This is a genomic window from Micromonospora sp. DH14, from assembly GCF_029809455.1.
Classification (GTDB): Bacteria; Actinomycetota; Actinomycetes; order Mycobacteriales; family Micromonosporaceae; genus Micromonospora; species Micromonospora parva.
On the sequence record NZ_JARVKT010000011.1, the window covers coordinates 76799 to 101856 of the forward strand.

Consider the following 25058-nt stretch of genomic DNA (forward strand, 5'->3'; position numbering starts at 1 on the left):
GGCGTTGGGCGAAACGCGAACGTGCTGGCTGCGGAGGTGGAGGCAAGAGGCGGTGTCGAGTCTGGTTGACGTACCACCGGAAGAGCTATACAAAAACGGTATGGCCTTCACCCTGACGCTCAAGCCCGAGGTCGAGCAGCGCCTTCGGGAGCTGGCCGAGACGGAACACCGCTCGATGCACAAGACCGTCGAGGTGGCGATCCAGGAATACCTCGAGCGTCAGGAGCGCAACGAGTGGACCCGCCAGGCCGCCCGGCGGGTCCTGGAGGAAGACGCCGAATTCTTCGAGATGTTGGGGGACCGGTGATTCAACCGTGGCCCGAGCCTGAAGACCTGTTGATCCTCTTGTCCGAGAACACGGGCCAGCACAGTCGGGTCAGGGACGGCGGCATCCTCGTCGCTGCGGCGGTCCGCCCACACGCACGGATCCTGGGGCAGGCCGTCTACCCAACCGTGCTGGACAGGGCGGCGGCGTTGATGCACGGATTGATGATCTGGCGTCCGCCCGACATGTGGAACGCAGGCCTGGCCTGGGCAGCGATGCGGATCTTCCTGATCCGTTGCGGGGTGACGCTACGCATGCCGGCCAAGGAGCGGATGGCGCTCACCGACGCGTTGGCCAGTGGTGAGATCGATTCGGTCGACGAACTGGCGCTGCGGCTGTCTCCGTACCTCGAGATGAACGCTTGAGACGCGGCGAGGGCCGGGTCCGTTCGGACCCGGCCCTCGCCGATGCTGTTGGTGTTCAGCGGGTCAGCGCGTGACCTCACCGGCGATGAACTCCTCGACGGCCTGGTGGGCGTCGTGGTCGGCGTACTGCACCGGCGGGGACTTCATGAAGTACGACGAGGCCGACAGGATCGGGCCGCCGATCTTCCGGTCCAGGGCGATCTTCGCGGCCCGGACCGCGTCGATGATGACGCCGGCCGAGTTCGGCGAGTCCCACACCTCGAGCTTGAGCTCGGCGTTGAGCGGGGTGTCACCGAACGAACGGCCCTCCAGGCGGATGTACGCCCACTTGCGGTCGTCCAGCCACGGCACGTGGTCCGACGGCCCGATGTGCACGTCGCTCTTGCTCATCTCGTGCGGGATCTGCGAGGTGACCGACTGGGTCTTCGAGATCTTCTTCGAGACCAGGCGCTTGCGCTCCAGCATGTTCATGAAGTCCATGTTGCCGCCGAAGTTGAGCTGGTACGTGCGCAGCAGCTCGACGCCGCGGTCCTCGAAGAGCTTCGCGAGGGCACGGTGCACGATGGTGGCGCCGACCTGGCTCTTGATGTCGTCACCGACGATCGGCAGGCCGGCGTCGGTGAACTTCTGGGCCCACTCGGGGTCGGAGGCGATGAAGACCGGCAGGGCGTTGACGAACGCGCAGCCGGCGTCGATCGCGGCCTGGGCGTAGAACTTGGCGGCCTGCTCGGAGCCGACCGGGAGGTAGCAGACGACGACGTCGACCTGCGCGTCACGCAGCGCCTGCGCCACGTCGACCGGGGTGGCGTCCGACTCCTCGACGATCTCGCGGTAGTACTGGCCCAGACCGTCGAAGGTCGGACCGCGCTGCACCGTCACGCCGGTCGGCGGCACGTCGCAGAGCTTGATGGTGTTGTTCTCGCTGGCGACGATCGCCTCCGCGAGGTCCATGCCCACCTTCTTGGCGTCCACGTCGAATGCCGCGACGAACTCCACGGCGTTGACGTGGTAGTCGCCGAAGGCGACGTGCATGAGACCCGGGACGCGGTCGTTCGGGTTGGCGTTCCGGTAGTACTCGACGCCCTGAACCAGGGACGAGGCGCAGTTACCCACACCGACGATGGCGACGCGGACGGAGCCCATAGCGTCTGCCTCCTTCTTTTCTGTCACGGCCGCTCATTCCTGGTCTCTCCAGGCGGAGGCGGGCTGTTGTCTTCTCGTCGGCCGCCGGCTGTCCCGATGTTCGGGACCGTCGGGGCTCGGCCGGAGCGCTCGTTGGCGATGAGCTCCTCCAGCCAGCGGACCTCGCGCTCACAGGCATCAAGACCGTGGCGCTGCAGTTCCAGCGTGTAAGCGTCGAGGCGCTCGGCCGCCCGGCCCAGCACGTCACGAAGCCCTTCGCGACGCTCCTCGATCTTGCGGCGGCGACCCTCCAGAATGCGCAGTCGGGTCGCCTGGTCGGTCCGGGCGAAGAACGCGAAGTGCACCCCGAAGCCCGTGTCGTCGTACGTTTCGGGCCCGGCCTGTGCGATCAGCTGGGCGAAGCGTTCCTTGCCTTCCGCGGTGATTTTGTAGACCACCCGACCTCGTCGGCTGGTCAGCGCGGGAACCTCCTCGGCAGTGGCGGGTGTCTCAGCAGCTTCGGTGATCCATCCCGCCGCCTGCAGCCTGCGTAGCGTGGGATAGAGCGAGCCGTAGCTGATCGCCGCCCGGATCGCGCCGAGTTTGGCGGTCAGCTCCTTACGCAGCTCATAGCCGTGCATCGGAGACTCCTGCAGGAGGCCGAGGATGGCGAACTCAAGCACTGGCCACCCTCTCTTTACCCTCCGGCGTGGAGCGGTAACCGCCGCGATGTATCGGACCGATACATCGCACGTTAGCGGGTCGCGGGGGCCGGGGCAAACCCCCGTTCCGAGATGTCGTCGTCACGGATTGTGAGCGCGGTCGCCTGCTCGGGCCGGACCGCGTACCCTTCTCCGCATGCGTACGCAGCGCCAGGTCGTCGACTACTCGCTTCAGAAGCGAGCGGTGCTGCGTGAGCTCCTGGCCGGCCGAGTCGGCACGTACGACGTCTGCGACGCGTCGCCGTACCTGAAGAACGCCGCTCGGTTCCATGGCGAGCCGACCGACCGGCGCTGCCCGATCTGCCGCAGCGAAAACCTGACCCTCGTCCACTACATTTACGGTGACGAACTCAAGCAGTCCGCCGGGCAGGCCCGGACACTTGCCGAGCTGCCAGTGCTGGCGATGACGCTGCGTGAGTTCCAGGTCTTCGTGGTGGAGGTGTGCCTCGGTTGTGACTGGAACCATCTCGTCGAGCAGTACCTGCTCGGCCGGGACGGTCTGGCCGCCGACAGCGACGGCACCAGCGAGCAGGACGCGGCGGGCGCCGAAGGCGCCGGCCGGCGGAGGCGAGAGGCGCAACGGTGATCTCAGCTGGTTGTACCGGCCCCGGGGCCGCAGACGTAACCCGGGACGGTCGACTGGATGGCGGTCCGATTGGCCCGATTGATACGGCAATGACCCCGGTCGGCTGGCACCCCCGTGCCGGCGCCCCGGGTGAAGCAACTCACGGCAACCCGGTGGCGGCGCAGCCGCGCCCCACCGCGACCGGCAGGGTGTGAGGAATGAACTCGTACGGCGATCCCAGTTCTGCGCGCGGACGGGCCCAGTACCCGGGTCCGGACGGTGACCCCGGACCGGGCGCGGACGACGCGTACCGCAGACCCGGCGGTGACTCCGGCGGGAGCGGCTGGTCGGCCTCGGAGGGCGCCCCGGCAACCCCGGGCCGCGCCTCGGTGACGCCCCGGGCGGCCGGTGGTCGCGCCACAGTCGGCGGTTCGGCCGCAGTGCCCCCGCGTGGCGCCGCAGCCCCGGTGCCGCCGCGTGGCAGCGCGGCCGCCGGGTCCGCCTCGGTGGGTTCGGCAGCGACCGGCCGGTCCGGTCGAGCCTCGGTGCCGGTGTCGCCGGCGCCGGGTGTGGCCGCCACCGGTCGCGCTGGCGCCGGTCGGGCCTCGGTGCCCGTCTCCCCGGCGCCGGGCGCACCGGCAGGACGGGCCGCGGTCGGCGCCGCCGCCGTCGGCGCCGCCTCGGTCGGCACCGCCTCGGCGGGCCGGGCCAGCGTCGGCTCCGCGTCGGTCGGTGGTCGTGCGGCGGTCGCTCGGGCGAGCGTCTCACCGGTCTCCGGCGGGCCGGGCGGCCCCGGGGGTCCCGGTGGCCCGGGCGGGCCAGGTCGGGGTGGCCGTGGTCCGGGTGACCCGGGTGCCGCGGCGCGGGCCAAGAAGCGCAAGCGGATGAACCTGCTGATCGCCGGGTTCGCCGTCTTCATCATGCTCGCCGGCATCGGCGTGGTCGGGTTCACCTACTACTCGACGAACGTGGTGCTCCCGGACGAGATCACCCCGCCGCAGGCGACCACCCTGTACGCCTTCGACAACAAGACGATCATCGCCAAGGTGGGGGACCAGAACCGCACGCTGGTCACCATCGACCAGATTCCGAAGTACGTGCAGGACGCGGTGGCCGCCGCCGAGGACCGGAACTTCTACCGACACTCCGGTGTGGACTACAAGGGCATCGCCCGTGCCGGCTGGAACAACCTCTCCGGCGGCGACAAGCAGGGTGCCTCCACCATCACCCAGCAGTACGCGCGTAACGCCTACGACAACCTGAAGGACGACACGTACGCCCGGAAGGTGAAGGAGGCGATCCTCGCCTCCAAGCTCAACGACGAGTACACGAAGCCGCAGATCATGCAGCACTACCTCAACGTGATCTACTTCGGCCGGGGGGCGTACGGCATCGAGGCGGCGGCGCAGACCTACTTCGGTAAGTCGGTGAGCAAGCTCCTGCCGGCCGAGGGCGCCGTGCTCGCCGCCCTGATCAAGCAGCCGGAACCCAGCTCCACCCACCAGGGGTACGACCCGGCGATCAACCCGACCGCGGCCCAGGATCGCTGGAACTACGTGATCGACGGCATGGTCAAGGAGGGCTGGCTCGGTGTGCCCGGCAAGGAGCCGCGGCCTACCGAGTACCCGACGAAGAGCATCAAGGCCCCGAAGAAGGGCGGCATCGGCGTCGACTTTGGCGTCGACACCCCGTACGGCAACGTCATCAACTACGTCCGGCAGGAGATGCGGGACAGGGGCATCTGCGTCGAGAAGGACGCCGAGGTGACGGACGCCAAGCCGTCCTGCTCCCAGGCGCTGATGGCCGGCGGTTACCGGATCCGCACCACAGTGGACACCAAGATGCAGGCGGCGGCGGTCGAGACGGCCCAGCGCAAGTCCAAGGGCTCTGAGTTGGCCGGTCAGCGGAGCAACATCATGGCCGCGGTGGTGGCGATCGACCCCACCAACGGTCGGGTCGTCGCGTACTACGGCGGTGACAACGGCACCGGCACCGACTATGCCGGCAAGAACACCGACTCCACCGGCGCGATCAGCGGCGGTCACTCGCCCGGATCAAGCTTCAAGATCTACACCCTGGCGGCGGCGCTCAAGGAGAAGAAGGCGCTCGAATCCCGGTGGAAGGGCAAGGCCTTCAAGCCGGAAGGCACCGAGTTCAAGGTCAGCAATGCGGGCGATGACAACCCGAACTGTGGCAACTCCTGCACCCTCAGGGTGTCCACGCTGAAGTCGCTGAACGTGCCGTTCTACTACGTCACCGAGGAGATCGGCGCGGACAAGGTCGTCGACATGGCCAAGCAGGCCGGCGTCACCACCATGTGGCGCACTGACACCGTTCCGGCCAAGGCCTACGACCTGACCAAGACCGACCCGAAGGACATCACGCCGGAGCCGTTCTTCAACGTCGTCGGCTACGGCCAGTACCCGATCACCGTGCTGGACCATGCCAACGGCGTCGCCACCTTCGCCAACGGCGGCGTCTACAACAAGGCCCACTTCCTCTACTCGGTGGAGAAGCAGAACCCGAACACCGGTAAATGGGACAAGGTCTACAGCGAGAAGCTCGACTCGAAGCGCAGAATCGAGAAGAGCGTCGTGGACGACGTGACGTCAGTGCTGAAGGACTACCCGGCCGCCGTCAACCACCGGCTCGATGACGGTCGCAAGGCGGCCTCCAAGACCGGCACCTGGGAGCTCAAGGGCGACAGCGAGGACAACGGTGACGCCTGGATGATCGGTTACACGCCACAGTTGGCCACCGCGGTGTGGGTGGGCAACGTGAAGGACCGGAAGCCACTCATCCTCAAGGACGGCCGCAAGGTCAGTGGTGGAAACCTCCCGGGCGACATCTGGGAGCGGTTCATGAACGAGGCGCTGAAGGGCAAACCGAAGCTCGACTTCCCGCCGGCGGCGAACGTCGGCGATCCGGACTCCGGAAACGGCGAAGCGCCTCCGCCCCCGCCCCCACCGCCGCCGCCTTCGAACCAACCCAACCAGCCGTGTAACCCGCTGATCGACCTCTTCTGCAACAACAACCCCGGGGGCGGCGGTAACCCCGGTGGGGGCGGCAACCCCGGGGGCGGCGGTACCCCCGGCGGGGGCGGCAATCCCGGTGGCGCCGGCGGGGGCCTGTTACCCAGCCTGCCACCGAACAGGGACTGACCCGCAGCAGCGCATGACGCCGCCGCCGGCCGGACGACCTGTCCGGCCGGCGGCGGCGTTTTCGTACCCGGAACTCCGCGCCGGGACGGGACGGGCACCCCTGTCGTACGGCAGGATGCCTCTTCATGAGCACCCAGTCGACGCCCGGTATCGACGAAGCCGGAACCATCGACCACCCGTCCCGCTCCGATGGGTTCGTCCGCGGCATCTCCGCCGCGATCGGCGGCCCACTGGGCGACCACGCGACCGCGTTGAACCGGCCGGCTGGTCGGGAGCGCCGCTTCTGGACCGCCGTCCGGATCGTGCTGGCCCTGACCTGCCTGACGCTCGCGCTGCACTGGGTGCAGAAGTCGCCGTGTCAGGACGGCGCCTGGCAGAACAACGTCCAGTACAACCGGTTCTGCTACACCGACGTCCTCGCCCTCTACTACGCCGAAGGGCTCAACGAGGGCAAGGTGCCCTACCGTGACCACCCGGTGGAGTACCCGGTGCTGACCGGCTACTTCATGGGGGCACTGGGCCTGCCGGTGCACGCGATCGGTGAAGGCGACCCGAGCATCAACCAGGGGCAGTGGTTCTACAACCTCAACGCGCTGGTGCTGGGCGCGCTCGCAGTGGCCACGGTGGCGGTGATCCTGGCACTGCGCCGCCGACGACCCTGGGACGCGGCGCTGTTCGCACTGGCCCCGGCGCTGGTGCTCACCGCCACCGTCAACTGGGACCTGCTCGCCATCGGGTTGGCCGCCTTCGGTCTGCTGGCCTGGGCCCGGAAACGACCGGCGGTGGCCGGCGTACTGCTCGGGCTGGCCGGCGCCGCGAAACTCTGGCCGCTGTTCCTGCTCGGGCCGATCCTCATCCTGGCGCTACGGGCCGACCGGGTCCGCGCCGCGCTCACCGCCATCGGTACGGCGATCGTTGCCGTGGTGCTGGTGAACCTGCCCGCCGCCCGGGCGTACCCGGAGAACTGGGACCGGTTCTTCGAGCTGAACACCACCCGGCCGATCGACTGGGGCACGCTCTGGTACATCGGGCGCTACCTCGACGGCAAGGTCGGCAACGACCCCGCCAAGCTCGGCCCGTTCGAGTGGCTGAACGCCAACATCCCCACCCTCAACACTCTGTCGTACGCGCTGTTCGGGCTGGCCTGCCTCGGCGTGGCCGTGCTGGCGCTGCGGGCACCACGTCGACCGCGGCTGGCTCAGCTCGGCTTCCTGGTCGTGGCGGCGTTCCTCATCTTCAGCAAGGTCTGGTCGCAGCAGTTCGTCCTCTGGCTGCTCCCGCTGGTGGTGCTGGCCCGGCCGAAGTGGGGAGCGTTCCTGGCCTGGCAGATCGCCGAGGTCTGCTACTTCGTGGCCTTCTACGGCGAACTGCTCGGCGCGGCGACCAGCCGTCCGGTCTTCCCGGAGGGTGTGTTCGTGCTGGCCTCGACGCTGCGGCTGGCCACCGTGGTGGTGCTCTGCGTATTCGTCGTCAAGGAGATCCTGCACCCCGAGCAGGACGCGGTGCGGGCCACCTACCCGGACGACCCGGACGGCGGTGTTCTCGACGGCGCACCGGACGCCCCCTGGATAGACCGCTGGCGTCGCCAACCGTCGACGGACGAACCGTCACGCGAGCCCGCACCCGCCACCTGACCCCTCAGGCCGCACGCGGCCGGAACCACGTCAGGGTTTGCGGGGGAGCCGCCCGGCGCAGGGGTCAAGCCTGACCGCCCGGAGCCGGGCGGGCTCCCCCGCAAACCCGCCCTTGAGACACCTTCAGAGCCGGTAGACGACCGCGTCCCCGACCTCCTGCCGGCTGATGCCGAGCGACTCGACCGGGGCGTCGATCGTGATCTCCCACGGTGTGCCGGCGACCTGACCACGCAGCAGCACCACAGTGCGGACGCCGAGCGTGCGCAGGTAGTCGACGCTCGTCTGGTCCGGGAACGACTGGCTCACCCGACGGACGTCGTCGAGTTGGCGCGGCGTGAAGCCGCTACCGCCGTTGACCACGTCGGGAAACCCACTGGTCGACCAGAGCATCACGTGCTGGTCCAGGCTCTGATTGCTGGGCAGCACCAGCATCGGCCCCTCCGCCGAACGCATTGCCGCCGGCTGGGTCGGCACCACCGGATGCGGGGTGGTGTTCAGACCCTCGACGGTGACCAGCAGCAGCGGCAGCAGGGTGGCCATCCGCAGCCACGGCCCCGGCCAGGACGGGATCCGTTGCGCGGTCAACTCGCGGACCCGGTCGGTGAGCGCGGTTACCGCGCCCGCCGCGAGCAGGGCGAGCAACAACGTGGTCCAGAGCATCAACCGCCCAGGGGTACGCAGCCCGCTCCAGCCCGGCAGATGCTCGAAGAGTGGCACGTAGGTGAAGGTGCCGTCGAAGAACCGGGTGCCCATCGCGAAGGCCATCGTCACCAGCACCCCGACCAGCAGCAGCAGTCGCTGCCGTAGCCGCCAGACCGAGAAGATCAACCCACCGGCGGCGAGCGCGTAGAGCACGAAGCCCGGCAGGAGGGTCATCTCCGGGTGCCACGGCAGTGCCGCCCGGGCCCCCTCGTGCAGTCCACCCCAGATCCGCGACTCGGCGGGCGCCGTCACGAAGCCCGACGCCGGCGGCGAGAAGATGCTGATGTCGGCGATGGTGCGCTCGGCGTACGGGTGCAGCTCGGTCACCTTGTAGAACGGGAACGCCATCAACAGGCCGATACCGGCGAACAACACCCCGCCGAGCAGATCGGCGGTGAACAGCCGGCGACCGAACGGAACGGCCTGCCTGGTGCGCAGCCGCCGCGCGAAGAAGAGGACGGCAGCGACCAGCACCGTGCCGGCCAGGAAGTACGCGAACGGCAACCCGATGCCGAAGCCGAGGCTGAGCTGCCACGCCGCCACCAGCCAACCGGCGTAGACCCAGCCGTCATGCCGTCGCTCCGGCCGGTAGCCGTGTCGCAGGGACCAACCGTGTCCGCGCGCCAACATCGCCAGCGCCAGCGGGATGCCCCCGTTGGAGAGCACGTGCAGGTGACCGGCCTGGGCCAGCAGCCACGGCGCGTAGGTGTAACTCACACCGGCGACGGCGGCACCGATCCGGCCGGACCCGAGCTGTCGGGCCAACGCGTACGCCCCGAGCGTGGCGAGCGCGTGCGCCAACACGAACATGATGTTGTAGCGCAGGATGGCGTCCTCGGGACCGCTGCCGAGCATGCCGGCCGGGGCGTACCCGAGCAGGGTGTCGGAGAACGCAAAGCTCCACAGCTCGGGAAAGAACGTGTTGGACTGCCACAGGCGCGCCGGGTCGGCCAGCAGGATGTGCCCGGACCAGGCCATCTGCCAGGCCTGCAGGCTCGGGTCCCAGTAGTCCTGCGGGAGGGTGTAGCGCGGATAGCGCAGCGTCGGCCAGGTCATCAGCACGGCCAGTGCGGTGGCGGCCAGGGTGGCCAGGGTCCACTCGTGGATCAGGAACCGACCGATGGCGCGGCCGGCCCGAGTGAAGATGGAGGGCCGTGGCTCCGGTGCGGAGGCGAACGCCTCCCAACGCTCCGGGCCAACGGGCTTCGTCTCGCCGTCGGCCTTGTCCGGACCGACGGGCTTCGCCTCGCCGTCGCCACCCTTCGCGCCCTTGGCCGGGTCACCGCCCTTGGTCGCGCCGCTGCCTTTGGTGGTGCTGTCCTTGGCTGTGCTGGCGTCCTTGGCAGCGGTGCTGTCCTTGGCGGTGCTGCCGCCCTGGGCGGCGTCCTGCTTGGTGGCGGCCTTCGTGTCGCCGTGCCGGGTCGTGTCGCTGGCGGGACCGCTCGTCGCGCGGGCGGCCTCGGGGTCGCCACTCGGGGCGGCTCCACTGCCTGCGCCGACGTCCGGCGGCGAGCCCGCGGTGGTCTCGGTGACGGCCTTGTCGGAGGTGCGCGCCGGGTCGGAGGTGCGAGCCGGCTGGGTGGATGTGCCCGGCGCGGCCGTGGTGGCGGGTCGGCTCTCGGTGTCCGCGCCGGTGGGGGTGGGCGGGGTGTTGCCGGTCCCGGGCTGTCCGCTCGTCATGCCGCCGGGCTCTCCGCTCCGAGTTGCTCACGCAGAAAGTCGATGTCGGCGGCCTGGCCGGCCACGCCGCCCGGTGTCTCGACGACCACCGGCGCGCCGGCCGCCCGGATCACCGCCACCACCAGCTCCGGGTCGATCGTCCCGCCGCCGAGGTTGTCGTGTCGGTCCTGGCCGGAGTTGAACGCACCCTTGGAGTTGTTGGCGTGCACCAGGTCGATCCGCCCGGTGATCGCCTTCACCCGGTCGACCAGGCCGAGCAGCTCCTCGCCGCCGGCGTACGCGTGGCAGGTGTCCAGGCAGAAGCCGACCTCGTGGTCACCGATGGCGTCCCAGAGTCGGGCGAGCGCGTCCAGCCGTCGGGCGCAGGCGTTGTCGCCGCCGGCGGTGTTCTCGATCAGGACCGGCACGCCGAAGCCGCCGGAGTCTGCCGCGTACGCGAAGGTCTTGCGCCAGTTGTCGAAGCCGACGGCCAGGTCGTCGCCCGCGTTGACGTGCCCACCGTGGACGATCAGGCCCTTGGCGCCGATCGCGGCGGCGGCGGTGGCGTGCCCGAGCAGCAGCTTTCGGCTGGGGATCCGGATGCGGTTGTTGAGGGTGGCGACGTTGATGACGTACGGCGCGTGCACGTACAGGTCGACCTCGGCCGCGCGCAGCCGCTCGGCGTCCTCGCGCGGCTTGGGTGCCTTCCATCCCTGTGGGTCGGAGAGGAAGAACTGCACGGTGTCGGCGGACCGGGCGGCCGCCTCCGCCAGCGGGTCGGTCGAATCGACGTGGGCTCCGATACGCATGCGAGCGAGCCTACGTCGCGACCCCGACGGCCGGGGCGACGGCCGGGGCGGTGTCGCGTCACCGGACGGACCGACGATCGTTGATGGGTGTGAACCGGCGACCAGCATTCCGGTGCCGCCTGTGGCGCGAGCGCCGCACCCGGTGATCGGCGGTCGCCGGCCGACAGCGAGGTCACCCCCGCCGCGCGGCCCGGCGCAGCGGAGGCGATCCCATCGCACAGTGGCCACCGAGCGACGACGATCTCGGAAAATTGTGCTTTTTCCCCCGACAAGGTACGAGTGCTGTTGTATCGTCAGATAACAACACGATAAAGCTCCGCGGGGCGTCTTCGGTCCAACCTCATCGGTGTGGTCGTTCCTCCCCAGGTCCCACCCAAGGAATGCGGACCGGACGCCCCGCGGCCTCGTAGACGGGGGTCCACCACCGGCCGATTGACGGCCGGACGGTGGGCCCCCGTCGGCATCTCCGGGTGCCGGCCCGACCACCCCGGGCATGATCGTTGGGACCGGGTATCCTGGTCAGGTTGTCCGCGTCCGGCCGGGTTCCCTCGGCGCGTGCGGACCACGACACAAGACCTCCTGCCACGGAAGGACCGTGGCCGCTTAGCCCACAGGAGGTGAGCACGTCTTGCGTCATTACGAGATCATGGTGATCCTCGACCCCAGCCTCGAGGAACGCACCGTCGCCCCGTCGCTCGACACGTACCTGAACGTGATTCGGACCGCGGGTGGCTCGGTTGAGAAGACCGACGTGTGGGGCCGCCGGCGCCTCGCGTACGAGATCAACAAAAAGGCAGAGGGCATCTACGCCGTCGTCGACCTGCAGGCCACGCCTGCTGCGGTGGCCGAGCTGGACCGTCAGCTGCGACTCAACGAGTCCGTGCTGCGCACCAAGGTCCTCCGACCGGAAATGCGCTAAGCCTTCAACCCCCCCGGTTCGTCCGGATCAGCCTCCGCGACTCTGTCAGAGGGCTCTGGCAGCCTGTACGACGAGACGCTGAGTGCGCGAGGAGATGGTCATGGCAGGAGACACCACCATCACGGTCATCGGCAATCTGACCGATGACCCCGAGTTGCGGTTCACCCCCTCCGGGGCTGCGGTCGCCAAGTTCCGAGTCGCTTCGACGCCCCGTTTCATGGACAAGGCGTCGAACGAATGGAAGGACGGCGAGCCGCTGTTCCTCGCTTGCACCGTCTGGCGTCAGGCCGCCGAGCACGTCGCCGAGTCGCTGCAGCGCGGCGCCCGGGTGATCGTGTCGGGCCGGCTGCGTCAGCGGTCGTACGAGACCCGCGAGGGTGAGAAGCGCACCGTCATCGAGCTCGAGGTCGACGAGATCGGCCCGTCGCTGCGCTACGCCACGGCGAAGGTGCAGAAGATGTCCCGCTCCGGCGGCGGTGGCGGCGGCTTCGGTGGCGGTGGTGGTGGCAACCAGGGCGGCGGCGGAGGCAACTTCGACGACCCCTGGGCTTCGGCCGCTCCCTCTCCCGCGCGTGCCGGTTCGGGCGCCAATTTTGACGAGGAGCCACCGTTCTAATGGCGCCGAGCGCCCGCGATCGCAAACCAGGAGCACGTGCAATGGCCAAGGCTGCGGCACTTCGCAAGCCGAAGAAGAAGGTGAACCCGCTCGACAAGGACGGGATCACCTATATCGATTACAAGGACACCGCGCTGCTGCGCAAGTTCATCTCCGACCGCGGCAAGATCCGCGCTCGACGGGTGACCGGCGTTACCTCGCAGCAGCAGCGGCAGATCGCCCGCGCGGTCAAGAACGCCCGTGAGATGGCGCTCCTGCCGTACACGGCCACCACCCGCTGAGAGGAGGCACCGATATGAAGATCATCCTGACTCAGGAAGTGTCCGGCCTCGGTGCCCCGGGCGACATCGTCGAGGTCAAGAACGGCTACGGCCGTAACTACCTGCTGCCGCAGGGCTTCGCGATCGCCTGGACCAAGGGCGCGGAAAAGCAGGTCACGGTCATCAAGCGGGCCCGTTCGGCCCGCGAGATCCGCGACCTCGACCACGCCAACGAGGTCAAGGCTCAGCTCGAGGGTCTCAAGGTCAACCTGAAGGTCCGCGCCGGCGACGGCGGACGGCTCTTCGGCTCGGTCACCCCGGCCGAGATCGTCGACGCCGTCAAGGCGGCCAGCGGCCCGGTCCTCGACCGGCGTCGACTGGAGGTGCCCGGTCACATCAAGTCGACCGGCACCTACCCGGTGAAGATCAAGCTGCACCCTGAGGTGACCGCGTCGTTCAACCTGAACGTCGTTCAGGGCTGACGTCCGCAACAGCACCACGAGGGCCCGCACCGAGTAATCGGTGCGGGCCCTCGTGCGTACGTCATCCGACCCGACGCTGCCCGCACCCGGACAGCCCGCCCGCCAGCGCAGCCGCAGCCCGCCAAGCGGCCCGGCCCGCTCCCGCCAGGCTCGGCCCGGCCCGCATCCCGTCAAGCGCGGCCCCGCCCCGCGGCCCGGCCGACGGGTCACCCGATGGGCTGGCCCGTCACCGCGCTGATCAGCACCGTGGAGAGGCCGCCGCCCACCACCGCGGCGGCAACCGCGATGGTCGCCGACCGCCACGTCGTACCGACCCGACGCAGCAGCGCCGCCACCACCAGACTGCTCACCAGCGCCAACCCGAAGCGCGGCGAACCGGCGAGCAGTGACTCCAACGCGCGGGACCGCGCCGAGTCACACCCACCCCCGCTGATGTCGGTCACACAACCCGCCGGTGCCTGGCTGTCCAACGTCAACAACCAGACGAAGATCAGCATCGCCGGGACCAGGTAACAGGCCGCCGTGTACAACAGGGGCCGGACCGACCCTCCCGGGTCCGGGTCCAGCAGGTCGTCCTCCAGACGCCGCGCCCAGGCACCAGTCGCCGCCGACTCGACCCGCCGACGCACCGACGCCGAGCCCACCGCCGGCCGGTCCGCCCGACGCCGGGGCGCACCCGCGCCCGGCACACCGGCCCGTGGCCCAGGCGAGCTGCGGGGTCGAGGAGCGGTGTAACCCACCACCGGAGACCGTGGCGCAGACGTCGGAGGATCCATCCACCGCGGGTCGTCGTCGGCCAGCCGAGTGCCGGACCAGAAACCGTCCTCACGGCTCGGCCAGCCCTCGGCCGCCACCGAACGATCCGAGCGCGGCGGCAGCGTACGGTCCCACTGGTCATCCTCGATCGCGGACCGCTCCCACTGGCCGGTGCGGTCCGACCGCTCCCAACCACCGACGCTCTCCACCGCCGACCACTGCCCGCTCAGGTCCCCGCCGTCCGCGCCCGCCGCAGGCGGCCACGCGTGCACGCCCGAGGCGTCCCACGGGTCCACTGCCGGGGGGTACGACGGTTCGGGCTCCGCCACCCGGTCCGCTCCGCGCGCCCACGGGTCGGCCGCCGGACGGGTCCAGGACTCCTCTGCCGCACGACGGCTACGCCGGCTGGGTCGGCTCGGCGCCTGGTCCGGCACCTGCTCGGCCGGGGCGGACTCGACATCCCCACCCGACCAGATCACCTGCGGACGACCGGCGGGCGCGCGGCGGGGACGACGGTCCGAGACCGCACCGGAGACCGGCTCGTCCTCCCCGGCGTCGGCCCGCCGACGGCCGGCGTACCCCTGATCCTGCGGTCGGTCGAGTGTCCACTCCCGGGTGTGGTCCGATTCTGGCGCGGGGCCGATCGCCGGCTGCTCCCGCCGACGCGTGTCGCCGCCCCGCCACTGCGAGGTCGCCGACTCGGCGGACCGCCGGCCCGCACCGGAGGTCGGCGGGTCGAGCTCGTCATCGTCATCGTCCGGTGCCGCGTGACGACCGCCGCCGTCCGCGTGCCGGACCCCCGACTCCAGCGCCCACCGGGGCAGGTAGGCGTCGACAGGCTCGTCCTGGCCGCGGTCCAACGCACGCCGCCGGCTGGAGGTGCGGTAGCGCCCGTCCTCGTCGTACGGATCAACCGGAACGGACGCCGCGGGCTCACGCCACGAGGCGGTTGGCTGGCGCTCGCGCGGGCTGCCATCGCCGCGTCCCCAGTCCCGGTAATTCACGGCCGGAGTGTGACCCTTCTGAACCGAAAGCGGAATCCGCTGTCCAGGTGTAGCCGTTCGCTGGAGATAGTACGGGACGATCGTGTCACAGGCCCGACCGAAATATTCTCCTCCACAGGCTGGGGAGCGTGTCTCCGCAGGTCAGCGGGCTATGGCCGAGAATTCCCCAATGGTTTTCCACAGGCTGTGCACACGCTGCGCACATCCTGTCCACCGGGATCCACAGGTTGTCCCGAGGCTCGTCCACCGGCGTTGTTGAGTCTCTGACCTCGGGGTCCGTATGGTTGGCCCTCGACCGCCGGCGATGGCCCCCGATCGACCGGCCCGGTCGGAGGAGAAGTGTCGTACCCCAGCAGTAGAGCTGGGGTTGGATCCGGCGCAGTGGAGGGGGGACCCGTGTCGGTCACCGACGACATGCGGGCAGAGCCACGCTCCGGCGGAGGCCAGCCACCTTCGCAGCGGGACGGCCAGTTCGACAAGACCCCGCCCCAGGACGTCGCCGCCGAGCAGTGCGTCCTGGGCGGCATGCTGCTTTCCAAGGACGCCATCGCCGACGTCGTCGAGATCCTCAAGACCAACGACTTCTACCGGCCGGTGCACGCCACCATCTTCGACATCATCCTCGAGATCTACGGGCGCGGTGAGCCGGCCGACTCGATCACGGTCGCGGCGGCGCTGGCCGACTCCGGGGATCTCGTACGCATCGGCGGCGCGCCGTACCTGCACACGCTCATCGCCAGCGTGCCCACCGCCGCGAACGCCGCGTACTACGCCCGCATCGTCAGTGAGCGGGCGGTGCTGCGTCGACTGGTCGAGGCCGGCACCAAGATCGTGCAGCTGGGTTACGGCACCGCCAGCGGCGGCAGCCGCGACGTGGACGACGTCGTCGACCTCGCGCAGCAGGCCGTCTACGACGTCACCGAACGCCGGGTCAGTGAGGACTTCGCGGTCCTGGCCGACATGTTGCAGCCGACGCTTGACGAGATCGAGGCGGTGGGCGCGCAGGGCGGTGTGATGACCGGTGTGCCCACCGGCTTCAGCGACCTGGACCGCCTGCTCAACGGTCTGCACGCCGGGCAGTTGATTATCGTGGCGGGTCGACCTGGTCTGGGAAAGGCGCTCGCGCTCGACACCCCACTGCCGACCCCGGACGGCTGGACCACGATGGGCGAGGTCAAGGCTGGCGACCAGCTACTGGCCGCCGACGGCTCCCCGACCACTGTCACGCACGCCTTCGACGTGATGCACGACCGCCCCTGCTACGAGGTCGAGTTCTCGGACGGCACCGTGATCGTGGCGGACGCGGAGCATCTGTGGAAGACGACCACCCGGGCGAGCCGGCGGCAGGAACCGGCGCGGCAGAGGCGGTACTGGTCCGAGTCGTCGCTAGCGAACGTACGTGCGGCCCACAAGACACTCGGCGCCATGCAAAGCCAGCCGATCACCCTCTTCGACACGATCGAGCAGGTCGGGCCGGAGTTCCGGCATGTCCTGCACACGGTCGCCCGTGAGGTCGGGTCGACCGGCCGGATCGGCCGCCCCATCGTCCGCAACGGCAGGACGCAAAACTGGACCGCGCCCGGCTACCCGGCGGGTCCGCTGCTGACCGCGCTTCTTGAACGAGCCGAGCGGGAAGTCAACACCGGCAGCCGGGCCGACCATGATGGTGCCGTCACCACTGCGGAAATCGCCGCCACGCTGCGTACCGATACCGCCTATCCGCGGCTCAACCATGCGGTACGGAACTGTGCCCCCATCCAACTTCCGGATCGGGACCTGCTGATCCCGCCCTACACGTTGGGAGCCTGGCTCGGTGGCGGGCACAGGGATGCCGGCCGCTTCACCACGGCAGATCCAGAGATGGTCACGCACGTCGAGGCGGACGGCTTCGTCGTGCGGCCCAGCGGGCCGATGGTCTACACCATCCTGCTGCGGCCCGCGTCCGCTGCTCGGGGCAACGGCGTCTGCGCGGACTGTGGCGTTTCCACCAGGGCGTTCGGGGAGAACCCGGCGACCAGGAAATGTGCTGACTGCCGTCACCGGAACGGCTCCTTCCTCGGGTTGTTACGTCAGGTCGGGGTGGCTGCCAACAAACACATCCCGGTCGCTTACCTGCGGGCCTCTGAGGCTCAGCGCAGAGCGTTGCTCGCCGGGCTGATGGACACCGATGGGACCGTGGCCCCCGCCGGTAACCTCCAGTACACGTCGACCTCCAAGCGGTTGGCTGATGACGTACGCGAACTGATCGTCAGCCTCGGCTACCGCTGCACGGTGAATGCAAAGCCGGTGCGCGGCCGCACCGCCGAGTCGTCAACGGCGTACACCTTGAACTTCTCCACCCCGGATGTCGTCTTCCGGCTCAAGCGGAAGCAGGATGCGCACGCCGAACGTCGCCGCACCACCTCCGATGTTCGAACGACCTCGCGGTTCATCGTCGACGTCCGGCCGGTCCCGAGCGTTCCGGTCCGGTGCGTGACTGTCGATAACGACGAGCACCTGTACCTGGCCAGCCGGGCGATGATCCCTACGCACAACAGCACCGCCAGCATGGACTTTGCCCGAAATGCAGCTATTCGCGCCAACCAGGCTGCGGCCATCTTCTCGCTGGAAATGAGCAAGGTCGAGATCGTCATGCGGCTGCTCTCCGCCGAGGCGCGGGTGCCGCTGCACGTGCTGCGCAGCGGCCAACTCTCCGACGACGACTGGACCAAGCTGGCCCGTTGCATGGGCGAGATCAGTGAGGCGCCGCTCTTCGTCGACGACACGCCGAGCATGAACCTGATGGAGATCCGGGCCAAGGCCCGGCGGCTCAAGCAACGGCACGACCTCAAGATGATCGTGGTGGACTATCTCCAGCTGATGACCTCGCCGAAGCGCACCGAGAGTCGCCAGCAGGAGGTCGCCGACCTGTCGCGTGGCTTGAAGCTGCTGGCCAAGGAGGTCGAGTGCCCGGTCATCGCGGTCAGTCAGCTGAACCGTGGCCCCGAGCAGCGCACCGACAAGCGACCCCAATTGTCCGACTTGCGTGAATCTGGGTCAATTGAGCAAGATGCTGACGTTGTCATCCTGCTGCACCGCGACGACTACTACGACAAGGAGTCGCCGCGGGCCGGGGAGGCGGATTTCATAATTGCTAAGCATCGGAATGGCCCTACCGATACCGTGACCGTTGCCGCCCAATTGCATCTCTCGAGATTCGTCGACATGGCTATCGGATGAGGGATGCAGGTTTTCGTCTGTCGCCGGCGCAGATCACGGCGGTTGTTGAACGTGCGCAGTCGGGCGAGAGTCTGACTCGAATTGCGAACTCATACGGCGTCACCCGGCAGGCTGTTCGGGGTCTACTGCGAAGGCGAGGCGTGCCGGCTCGGTCCAGGGCAAAACTGACCGAGTCGGAACGTTCAGAGGCGGTAAGGCAATACGCCGAAGGCATGTCTGTAACTGAAGTCGCAAAGAATTTCGGTTTCACCGAGCCAGGGATGCGCGGACTGTTGGTCCGCCGTGGCGTCGTCCTCCGAAAGACTGTTCACACACTTCGCCACGACGCTTTCGACTTGCTGACCCCGGAAGCATGCTACTGGCTAGGGTTTCTCTTCGCCGACGGGTGCGTGACGTACCGGGCAGGTCATCTACCGCAGATCTCCGTGGGACTTGCCCAGCGAGACCGGGAACATCTTGTCTCGTTGCGTACCTTCCTGGGTTCGACCAGTAGTATCTCCGCGCCAAGCCCCACCCATGGGTCGTGTCAGTTTTCGGTGCGCTCGAATCGCCTTGCGGAGCGTTTGACAACTCTGGGACGGTATGACGGCCCGCTCAATGATCGACTGACTGAATCGCGCGACTTCTGGCGAGGTGTCGTCGATGGCGATGGATCAATCGGTCAGTACCGGCGACAGGCTCCCAGTCAATCGACTTTCTCTCAATTCAGGCTTGTGGGCAGCAAGCGGTTACTCGATTCGTTTGCGGTGTTTCTTCGGAAGAATGATATCAAGGGTTTGTCTGTCCGCCCGCACAAAACGATCTACACGATCGGAACAACGTGCGGGCCTGCCGAAAAGATAGTTGCTTTGCTGTACGCGGAAGCGGAGGTCGCGTTGGCGCGAAAGGCAGAGATGGCGAAGAAGATCCTCGACGGTTGACTTCTGTTCGCTACTAGCAGCAAGGACGACGGCTTAGCCGAGCAGCGGGAACCAGCCCGCCGACTCGCCCAGCTCCAGCCGGTCCCGGTCGGTCAGCGGCACCCGCCCGGTGGCCTTCAGCAGGAAGTCGTGGTCGTCCCAGGCGGTGGGTCTGACCGTGTCGTCGCTGAGCAGGCCGTCCATGGTCGCCACCGCGACGCGTACCGCAAGTGGGCCGGGCGGCGGGGCGTCGGGCAGTTCCAGCGTCAGGTCCAGGTGATGGATGGCGGCCTCAGTGGTCAGGGTCGCGAGGAAATCCGGCACCCGCAACACATGGCCCTGTGTGGTCACGTACCCGTCAGGGTCGGCTGACGCGGCGGCGCGGACCGCCGCCGGGGCGGTGTCCCGCCAGAGGTCGACGATCCCGGTCGGACTGTCGAAGGCGGCGGCCGATCGGCGGACCCACCAGGCGTGCCGGGCGGCCGAGTCGTCGTCGCCGGGAAAGTCCCGCCAGTAGCTCACGTCGTCGACGTCGGCGGGGCCGTCGACGGGGCTGGCCAGGGTGACGAGTGCCCGTTGGGCGTCGCCGAGCACGTGCAGGAGCAGGTCGGCGACGAGCCATCCCCGACATCGGGTGGCTCGTTGCAGGCCGGCGTCGTCCAGGCGGCCGACCACCGCGCTGATCCCGTCGTACGCCTGGGCCAGCGCCTCGTGCGGTCGGATCGCTGTCATGCGATTCAGCCTGGCATGGAGCCTGCCGCCCGCCAACGGTCACCGGTGGTGTGCCCGGGCCGACGCGGGGATCGACCCGGGCGAAGGCTTGCCTCGGCTCAGCCGAACATCTCGTCGAGGAAGCCCTTGCGCTTCTTCTGCCGGTAGTGGCCGTGGTAGCCGTGGTGCTGCTGCGGGTGGCCGTAGGCCGGCTGCGGCGGGTAGCCGTGGGCGGGCGGGGGCGGCGGCGGGACGTTGCCGTACCCGGGCTGGTGCGCCGGAGGCGGGGGCGGCGGCGGGTAGCCGGCCGGCTGCTGCGCGGGCTGACCTGGCGCGCCACCGGCCTGTTGGCGGCTCCAGTTGGCCTCCGCTTCGAACAGCTTCTCCAGTTCGCCGCGGTCCAGGAAGATGCCTCGGCACTCCCCGCACTGGTCGATGACGACGCCGCTGCGCTCGTACTGGCGCATTTCTCCGTGACACTTGGGACAGGTGAGGCTCATCTCCCGACGGTACCTGGTGCACCTAAGCGGTTGCTGTGAGCGCCTCGGTGACTTCTTCGTCGGACACCTCGTGGAAGTCGTCGTAGTAGACGCTCACCGCGCCGAAGTCGGGTGGGCGTTGGGCGCAGATGACCTGGTCCGCTTCGGCGCTCAGCAGCTCGTACGCCTCCTGCGCGCCGACCGGGACCGCGACCACGACCCGGTGCGCCCCGAGTTGGCGGGCGACCTCGACGGCGGCGCGGGCGGTCGCGCCGGTGGCGAGGCCGTCGTCGACGATCACCGCGGTCCGTCCGGTGAGGTCCAACTGTGCGCGCCCGCCCCGGTAGAGCCGTTCCCGGCGTTCCAGCTCTGCCTGCTCCTGCCGGCTGACCTGGGCGATGTCGTCGCTGCTGAGCCGGCCGGCCACCAGGTCGTTGAGCACCTGGACACCGCCCGGGCCGAGTGCGCCGAAGGCGACCTCGCGGGCCCACGGCATGCCGAGTTTGCGGACGACCAGCACGTCCAGTGGCGCGCCGAGCCGTTCGGCGACGACTCGGGCGACAGGTACGCCGCCCCGCACGAGGCCGAGGACGACGACGTCTGGTTCGCCGATGAGTGCGCTGAGCCGTTCGGAGAGCACCCGGCCGGCGTCGGCCCGGTCGCGGTACGTCGTCATGCCTTCAGGTCTACGCCCTGACGGGTCGTTCCGCTCGGAAGTTACGCCGAAGTGCTCCGACCGGGCTGGACGTCGGGAAGCGGGGTGGCCGGCGTGTCGGCCGGGCGGTGCAGCGCGGGTGCCCAGGTCAGCAGCGCCAGTGGATACAGCAGGTAGCCGAAGCGGGTCGAGGGCATCAGGGCGATGGCGGCGAGCAGCCCGTACCCGCAGATGAGGGTGGCGGCGACGGCGGTGCGGGGCGGGCGGCGGGCGAGCCGGACGGCGATGGCCATTCCGGCGGCGACCAGCAGCGCGGCGGCGATGAGCCGGCCGGCGGGTAGCGTGCTGGCGATCAGGTAGCCGGGGAACGGGGACTGCGCGGGGCTGGTGACCAGCCCGTGGCCGAGCGGGAAGCGCAGCACGTTCTCGGTGAGGGCGTCGCGGTCCACCAGCAGGGCCGGCAGTAGTGCGGCGACGGGCAGGCCGATGGCGCCGGCGGCGACGCGGGTGCCGGCGCGGCGGGTCAGGCCCCAGACGATCAGGACCAGGGCGACCGGCCAGGCGAACAGCTTCAGCGCGCCGGCGAGCCCGACGGCGAGGCCGGCCCGGCCGGGTCGGTCGGTGGCGGCGAACGCGAGGGCCAGCAGGCAGAGCGCGAGTACGGGTAGGTCGTCGCCGCCGGTGGCGAGGGTGAGGGCGCAGACGGGTAGGACCGTGGCGGCCTGCACGCCGCGCAGCAGGGCGGCGTCCCGTTGCTGGGTGGCGGTGGGCTGGCCTGCTGTGGCCCGTGTGCCGCGCAGGGCGATCACGGCCAGGGCGAGGGCCAGCGCGGTGCCTACCGCGAACCAGACCCGGGAGTCGGTCCACCAGGTGTCGAGCAGCGCTCTGGGCAGGCCGAACATCGCCATGCCGGGTTGGTACGGGGTGTAGCCCATCAGTTGCTCGCCGGGTGGCAGGGCGGCGATGGCGTCGGGTCCGAGGTACGGGGTGCCGTGTTCCAGGAGGCGGTTGCCGGCCTGTTCCACTACCAGCACCTCCTCCTGGGCCCGGTCGGTGCGTCCGCCGGCCCGGTCGATGCTCTGCCAGGCCAGTGGCAGCAGTGTGGTGGCGACCCAGGCGAGACCGGTGACCGCCCAGCGGGCTGGCAGGCCGGTCAGCCGGGAGGTCGGGGAGCGTCGGCGCAGCAGCAGTTGGGCGGTCACCGTCAGCGTGGCGAGCAGGTAGCCGACGGCGGCGACAGCGCCCCAGGCGCGGTGCGGCAGCAGGGTCGACGTGACCGCGGTGATCGCGGCGAAGGTGGCCGAGACGGCGTAGAGGCCGAGGTCGAGGGCGAGCCCTCCGGCGGCGTTGTCGAGCGTCCGCCAGTGCCAGCGACGGCGGCGGGCGGTCGGGTCGTCGACGATCACGCGCGACAGTCTGGCAGACCGGGCTGCCCGCGCAGCGGGCCGTCGCCTGCTCAGGCGGGCAGGTGGGGGAGGCGGTCGGGTCGGGAGCGGCCGGCCTGGCGGCGGTTCTGGCTCAGCCGGATCACCGCCCCCGCGTCGTGCAGCGGTGCGGCGAGGGTGCCCGGTCGGCCGCCGGAGCCGCGTTGCATCGCCGCGAGCAGGGTGCCGGACGGCATCGGTCGGGCGAACAGGTGGCCCTGGCCGGCGACGCAGCCCAACTCCCAGAGGGCTCGCCGCTGCGGTTCGCTCTCCACCCCTTCGGCGACCACGTCGAGGTCGAGGCTGCGTCCCAGGTCGAGGGTGGAACGGATGACGGCGGCGGCTTCCGCCGAACTCTCCATCGTCGTCACGAAGCTCCGGTCGATCTTCAGTTCGTGTACGGGGATCCGGGAGAGCAGGGACAGCGAGGAGTAGCCGGTGCCGAAGTCGTCCAACGCCAGCCGGACTCCCTCGTCGCGGAGCCGGCTGAGCACCCGGTCGACCACGTCGAGTTGGCTGAGGGTCAGCGTCTCGGTCAGTTCCAGGACGAGCCGGTCCGGTGGTAGGTCGTGGGCGCGCAGACGGGCCAGCACCGAGCCCGGGAACCGTGCGTCGAGCAGGCTGCGCGGGGACACGTTGACGGCGACCGGTACGTCGAAGCCGGCGTCGCGCCAACTCACCGCCGCGATCAGCGCCTGGTCGAGGATCGCTTCGGCGAACGCCGGCAGCAGGCCGGAACGCTCCACCGCCTCCAGGAACCGCAGCGGGTCGATCAGGCCGTGGACGGGGTGGTGCCAGCGGGCCAGAGCTTCCGCGCTGGTCACCTCGCCGGTGCCCAGGTCGACGATCGGTTGGAAGTTGACGACGAACTCGTGGTCGGCGACCGCGCGGGGCAGGTCACCGCCGAGAGTGAGGCGGCCAAGGTCGGCGGTGTCCCTGGTGGGGGCGTAGGTGGCGATCCGCTGTCCGGCCCGTTTGGCCTGGTACATGGCCACGTCGGCGCGGCGTAGCAGCTCGGCCATGCCGCCGTTGGACGGGGCGCCGGAGATCCCGCCGCTGGCCTCGACGCTGATGCGCATGCCGTCCAGTTCGAACGGCTCGTGCAGGGCGGCGAGCAGTGTCTCGGCCCGGTGCGCGGCCACCGCCGGGGCCGGCAGACCCCGCAGGAGTACGGCGAACTCGTCGCCGCCGAGGCGGGCCACCAGGTCGGTCGTCTGGGCCGCGCCGCGCAACCGGTCGGCCACCTGCACCAGCACCTGGTCGCCGGCGGCGTGCCCGAGCGTGTCGTTGACCTCTTTGAAGTGGTTGAGGTCGATCAGCACCAGCGCGGTCACACCGTCGGCGTGCCGGGTGCTCAACTGCTCGGTGCCCTCGTCGAGGAGTTGTCGGCGGTTGGCCAGCCCGGTCAGCGCGTCGTGCGAGGCCGCGTACGCGTGCTCGTCGGCCACCCGGGCCAGTTCGGCGTACGCCTGGGCGTTGCGGACGGCCGTGCAGAGCGCGGACGCGAAGGTGCGCAGGGTGTACTGCTCCCGTTCGGAGAGTTGCACCGGGCCTCGGAAGCGCAGTCGGAGCATGCCGACGTCGACGGTGCGGTCGTGGCCTTCCAGTGGCGCGGGGACGACGGTGCCGGCCACGTCGGTGGGGGTGCCGGTCGGGCCGTCGAAGGTGATGCCGCCGGTGCCACCGCGCACGGTGCGGCCGCCGTCACGCAGCTCGATTTCGACCTCGTCGGCGGAGAACAACTCGGCGGCCTGGGTGACGGCGGTGGTGAGGACGTTGTCCAGGTCGACCACGTTGAGCGCGTCGGTGGTGCGGGCCAGCCGCTGCCACGCCTGCTGTTCGGTCCGGGAACGGATTCTCGTGGAGTAGGCCAGGTGCAGGCTGAGCACGAGCGGCGGTATGGCCAGCAGGAGTTTGAGGTTGGCCTCAAGGATCAGCAGCGTGCAGGCCGCCACGACGAACCGTAGGGCGAAACCGGCGAGCCGGAGGTCGAGATTGCTTCGGAACTGCTTTGAGATCTTGGTCCGGGACGCCAGCGCGATGACCGGTATGGCCAGAATGTCGTCCAGAAGGGCCGCAGTCAGGTAAGCCAGCGCCAACGGCACGAGCAGGGCCACGGTGCCCTCGGGCGGCCAGGTCCAGGTTGTCATTGCCAGCGTGATGCCGGCACCCCAGGCCACGATGACGTTCTTTCCCACGCTGAAGGCCAGCTTGATCGCTGGCTGGCGGTGCCAGGTGAACGCGATGCCCACCGCCGTTGAGAGCACCACTATCGGGGCTGGAGCGACGGCGAGGCCGATGATGATCGCCGTTTCGGTCCAGCTGATCGAGTGGGTGGTGGACCGGATCCGCACCCTTGCTTTGACCAGCGTTCCCAGGGCGATGGTCGCGGTGAGCACGACGAGGACCGCGGCATCGTTCGACGTGGCAGTCATCGCAAACCGCACTGCGACCGGGAGTGAGGTGGCCGTGATGACTGCGGCTACAACGACGACGAGACCGACGAGCAGCCGTAGCCGCTGATCGGTCTCAGTCTCTCGTCGCTGAGGATGGGTCACATCACCCCCGAA

The 25058-nt window shown here is 69.5% G+C and carries 21 protein-coding genes; 11 read left to right on the forward strand and 10 right to left on the reverse strand.

The features are described from left to right. The first annotated feature begins 100 nt into the window (after positions 1 to 100). Together QCZ28_RS16580 and QCZ28_RS16585 are read left to right on the forward strand one after the other, a co-directional pair. A complete protein-coding gene (locus QCZ28_RS16580) occupies positions 101 to 307 on the forward strand; it encodes a ribbon-helix-helix protein, CopG family (RefSeq protein ID WP_279517493.1) in 207 nt (68 codons plus the stop codon). Then, positions 304 to 690: a hypothetical protein gene (locus QCZ28_RS16585; RefSeq protein ID WP_279517494.1), complete on the forward strand. Its 387-nt coding sequence runs from the start codon at positions 304 to 306 to the stop codon at positions 688 to 690. The genes QCZ28_RS16580 and QCZ28_RS16585 overlap by 4 nt, the downstream gene beginning before the upstream one ends. A 63-nt stretch (positions 691 to 753) precedes the next feature. Here the strand turns inward: QCZ28_RS16585 and QCZ28_RS16590 are convergent, their stop codons facing one another. Together QCZ28_RS16590 and QCZ28_RS16595 are read right to left on the reverse strand one after the other, a co-directional pair. Beyond that, positions 754 to 1833: an inositol-3-phosphate synthase gene (locus tag QCZ28_RS16590; RefSeq protein ID WP_279517495.1), complete on the reverse strand. Its 1080-nt coding sequence runs from the start codon at positions 1831 to 1833 to the stop codon at positions 754 to 756. 23 nt (positions 1834 to 1856) lie between these two features. Beyond that, the gene (locus QCZ28_RS16595) at positions 1857 to 2495 is read right to left on the reverse strand and encodes a PadR family transcriptional regulator (RefSeq protein WP_030331823.1); all 639 of its coding nucleotides are present in this window, start codon (positions 2493 to 2495) and stop codon (positions 1857 to 1859) included. Positions 2496 to 2670: 175 nt separating this feature from the next. Between QCZ28_RS16595 and QCZ28_RS16600 the strand changes: the two genes are divergently transcribed. The 3 genes from QCZ28_RS16600 (at position 2671) to QCZ28_RS16610 (ending at position 7894) form a co-directional block, all read left to right on the forward strand. Continuing rightward, a complete protein-coding gene (locus tag QCZ28_RS16600; RefSeq protein WP_279517496.1) occupies positions 2671 to 3120 on the forward strand; it encodes a DUF5318 domain-containing protein in 450 nt (149 codons plus the stop codon). Between the two features lie 197 nt (positions 3121 to 3317). After that, a complete protein-coding gene (locus QCZ28_RS16605) occupies positions 3318 to 6260 on the forward strand; it encodes a transglycosylase domain-containing protein (RefSeq protein ID WP_279517497.1) in 2943 nt (980 codons plus the stop codon). Positions 6261 to 6385: 125 nt separating this feature from the next. After that, positions 6386 to 7894, forward strand: a complete 1509-nt coding sequence (locus tag QCZ28_RS16610) for a glycosyltransferase 87 family protein (RefSeq protein WP_279517498.1) — start codon at positions 6386 to 6388, stop codon at positions 7892 to 7894. A 123-nt stretch (positions 7895 to 8017) separates the two neighbouring features. Here the strand turns inward: QCZ28_RS16610 and QCZ28_RS16615 are convergent, their stop codons facing one another. Then, positions 8018 to 10276: a hypothetical protein gene (locus tag QCZ28_RS16615; protein ID WP_279517499.1), complete on the reverse strand. Its 2259-nt coding sequence runs from the start codon at positions 10274 to 10276 to the stop codon at positions 8018 to 8020. Continuing rightward, positions 10273 to 11064, reverse strand: a complete 792-nt coding sequence (locus tag QCZ28_RS16620) for a deoxyribonuclease IV (protein WP_030331813.1) — start codon at positions 11062 to 11064, stop codon at positions 10273 to 10275. Before QCZ28_RS16620 ends, QCZ28_RS16615 begins: the two co-directional genes overlap by 4 nt. A gap of 628 nt (positions 11065 to 11692) precedes the next feature. On the opposite strand from QCZ28_RS16620, the gene rpsF reads away from it, so the two are divergent. From rpsF to rplI, 4 genes are all read left to right on the forward strand, one after another. After that, positions 11693 to 11983 (forward strand): 30S ribosomal protein S6, encoded by a 291-nt coding sequence (gene rpsF / locus QCZ28_RS16625; protein WP_036411437.1) that lies wholly within the window; start codon positions 11693 to 11695, stop codon positions 11981 to 11983. 82 nt (positions 11984 to 12065) lie between these two features. Continuing rightward, positions 12066 to 12599: a single-stranded DNA-binding protein gene (locus tag QCZ28_RS16630; protein WP_030331808.1), complete on the forward strand. Its 534-nt coding sequence runs from the start codon at positions 12066 to 12068 to the stop codon at positions 12597 to 12599. Positions 12600 to 12640: 41 nt separating this feature from the next. Then, on the forward strand, positions 12641 to 12880 hold the full coding sequence (rpsR, locus tag QCZ28_RS16635) for a 30S ribosomal protein S18 (protein WP_013289355.1): 240 nt from the start codon (positions 12641 to 12643) through the stop codon (positions 12878 to 12880). A gap of 14 nt (positions 12881 to 12894) precedes the next feature. Then, positions 12895 to 13341, forward strand: coding sequence for a 50S ribosomal protein L9 (gene rplI / locus QCZ28_RS16640; RefSeq protein WP_030331806.1), 447 nt, complete (start codon positions 12895 to 12897; stop codon positions 13339 to 13341). Positions 13342 to 13547: 206 nt separating this feature from the next. Here the strand turns inward: rplI and QCZ28_RS16645 are convergent, their stop codons facing one another. Next, entirely contained in the window at positions 13548 to 15101 is a 1554-nt protein-coding gene (locus QCZ28_RS16645) for a hypothetical protein (protein ID WP_279517500.1), read from the reverse strand. Between the two features lie 381 nt (positions 15102 to 15482). Here QCZ28_RS16645 and dnaB point away from each other — a divergent pair, with 381 nt between their 5' ends. Both dnaB and QCZ28_RS16655 read left to right on the forward strand, forming a co-directional pair. Continuing rightward, a complete protein-coding gene (dnaB, locus tag QCZ28_RS16650; RefSeq protein WP_279517597.1) occupies positions 15483 to 18320 on the forward strand; it encodes a replicative DNA helicase in 2838 nt (945 codons plus the stop codon). Between the two features lie 212 nt (positions 18321 to 18532). Further along, a complete protein-coding gene (locus QCZ28_RS16655) occupies positions 18533 to 19240 on the forward strand; it encodes a hypothetical protein (RefSeq protein ID WP_279517501.1) in 708 nt (235 codons plus the stop codon). Positions 19241 to 19273: 33 nt separating this feature from the next. On the opposite strand, the gene QCZ28_RS16660 is transcribed toward QCZ28_RS16655, so the two are convergent. The 5 genes from QCZ28_RS16660 to QCZ28_RS16680 form a co-directional block, all read right to left on the reverse strand. Continuing rightward, positions 19274 to 19951 (reverse strand): maleylpyruvate isomerase N-terminal domain-containing protein, encoded by a 678-nt coding sequence (locus QCZ28_RS16660; protein ID WP_279517502.1) that lies wholly within the window; start codon positions 19949 to 19951, stop codon positions 19274 to 19276. A 98-nt stretch (positions 19952 to 20049) separates the two neighbouring features. After that, a complete protein-coding gene (locus QCZ28_RS16665) occupies positions 20050 to 20430 on the reverse strand; it encodes a zf-TFIIB domain-containing protein (protein WP_030331799.1) in 381 nt (126 codons plus the stop codon). A 22-nt stretch (positions 20431 to 20452) separates the two neighbouring features. Beyond that, on the reverse strand, positions 20453 to 21085 hold the full coding sequence (locus tag QCZ28_RS16670) for a phosphoribosyltransferase (RefSeq protein WP_279517503.1): 633 nt from the start codon (positions 21083 to 21085) through the stop codon (positions 20453 to 20455). A 41-nt stretch (positions 21086 to 21126) separates the two neighbouring features. Then, the gene (locus QCZ28_RS16675; protein WP_279517504.1) at positions 21127 to 22470 is read right to left on the reverse strand and encodes a glycosyltransferase family 87 protein; all 1344 of its coding nucleotides are present in this window, start codon (positions 22468 to 22470) and stop codon (positions 21127 to 21129) included. A gap of 50 nt (positions 22471 to 22520) precedes the next feature. After that, complete coding sequence (locus tag QCZ28_RS16680; RefSeq protein ID WP_279517505.1) at positions 22521 to 24923, reverse strand: bifunctional diguanylate cyclase/phosphodiesterase; 2403 nt, start codon at positions 24921 to 24923, stop codon at positions 22521 to 22523. Positions 24924 to 25058 lie beyond the last annotated feature (135 nt).

Bases quoted from the DNA above. Each gene is read 5' to 3' on its own strand.
- QCZ28_RS16605 (WP_279517497.1), top strand. From the start codon at position 3,318: ATGAACTCGTACGGCGATCCCAGTTCTGCGCGCGGACGGGCCCAGTAC.
- QCZ28_RS16590 (WP_279517495.1), bottom strand. From the start codon at position 1,833: ATGGGCTCCGTCCGCGTCGCCATCGTCGGTGTGGGTAACTGCGCCTCG.
- QCZ28_RS16615 (WP_279517499.1), bottom strand. From the start codon at position 10,276: ATGACGAGCGGACAGCCCGGGACCGGCAACACCCCGCCCACCCCCACC.
- rplI (WP_030331806.1), top strand. From the start codon at position 12,895: ATGAAGATCATCCTGACTCAGGAAGTGTCCGGCCTCGGTGCCCCGGGC.
- QCZ28_RS16620 (WP_030331813.1), bottom strand. From the start codon at position 11,064: ATGCGTATCGGAGCCCACGTCGATTCGACCGACCCGCTGGCGGAGGCG.
- QCZ28_RS16670 (WP_279517503.1), bottom strand. From the start codon at position 21,085: ATGACGACGTACCGCGACCGGGCCGACGCCGGCCGGGTGCTCTCCGAA.
- rpsR (WP_013289355.1), top strand. From the start codon at position 12,641: ATGGCCAAGGCTGCGGCACTTCGCAAGCCGAAGAAGAAGGTGAACCCG.
- QCZ28_RS16680 (WP_279517505.1), bottom strand. From the start codon at position 24,923: ATGACTGCCACGTCGAACGATGCCGCGGTCCTCGTCGTGCTCACCGCG.
- QCZ28_RS16660 (WP_279517502.1), bottom strand. From the start codon at position 19,951: ATGACAGCGATCCGACCGCACGAGGCGCTGGCCCAGGCGTACGACGGG.
- QCZ28_RS16655 (WP_279517501.1), top strand. From the start codon at position 18,533: ATGTCTGTAACTGAAGTCGCAAAGAATTTCGGTTTCACCGAGCCAGGG.
- QCZ28_RS16600 (WP_279517496.1), top strand. From the start codon at position 2,671: ATGCGTACGCAGCGCCAGGTCGTCGACTACTCGCTTCAGAAGCGAGCG.
- QCZ28_RS16665 (WP_030331799.1), bottom strand. From the start codon at position 20,430: ATGAGCCTCACCTGTCCCAAGTGTCACGGAGAAATGCGCCAGTACGAG.
- QCZ28_RS16610 (WP_279517498.1), top strand. From the start codon at position 6,386: ATGAGCACCCAGTCGACGCCCGGTATCGACGAAGCCGGAACCATCGAC.
- QCZ28_RS16580 (WP_279517493.1), top strand. From the start codon at position 101: ATGGCCTTCACCCTGACGCTCAAGCCCGAGGTCGAGCAGCGCCTTCGG.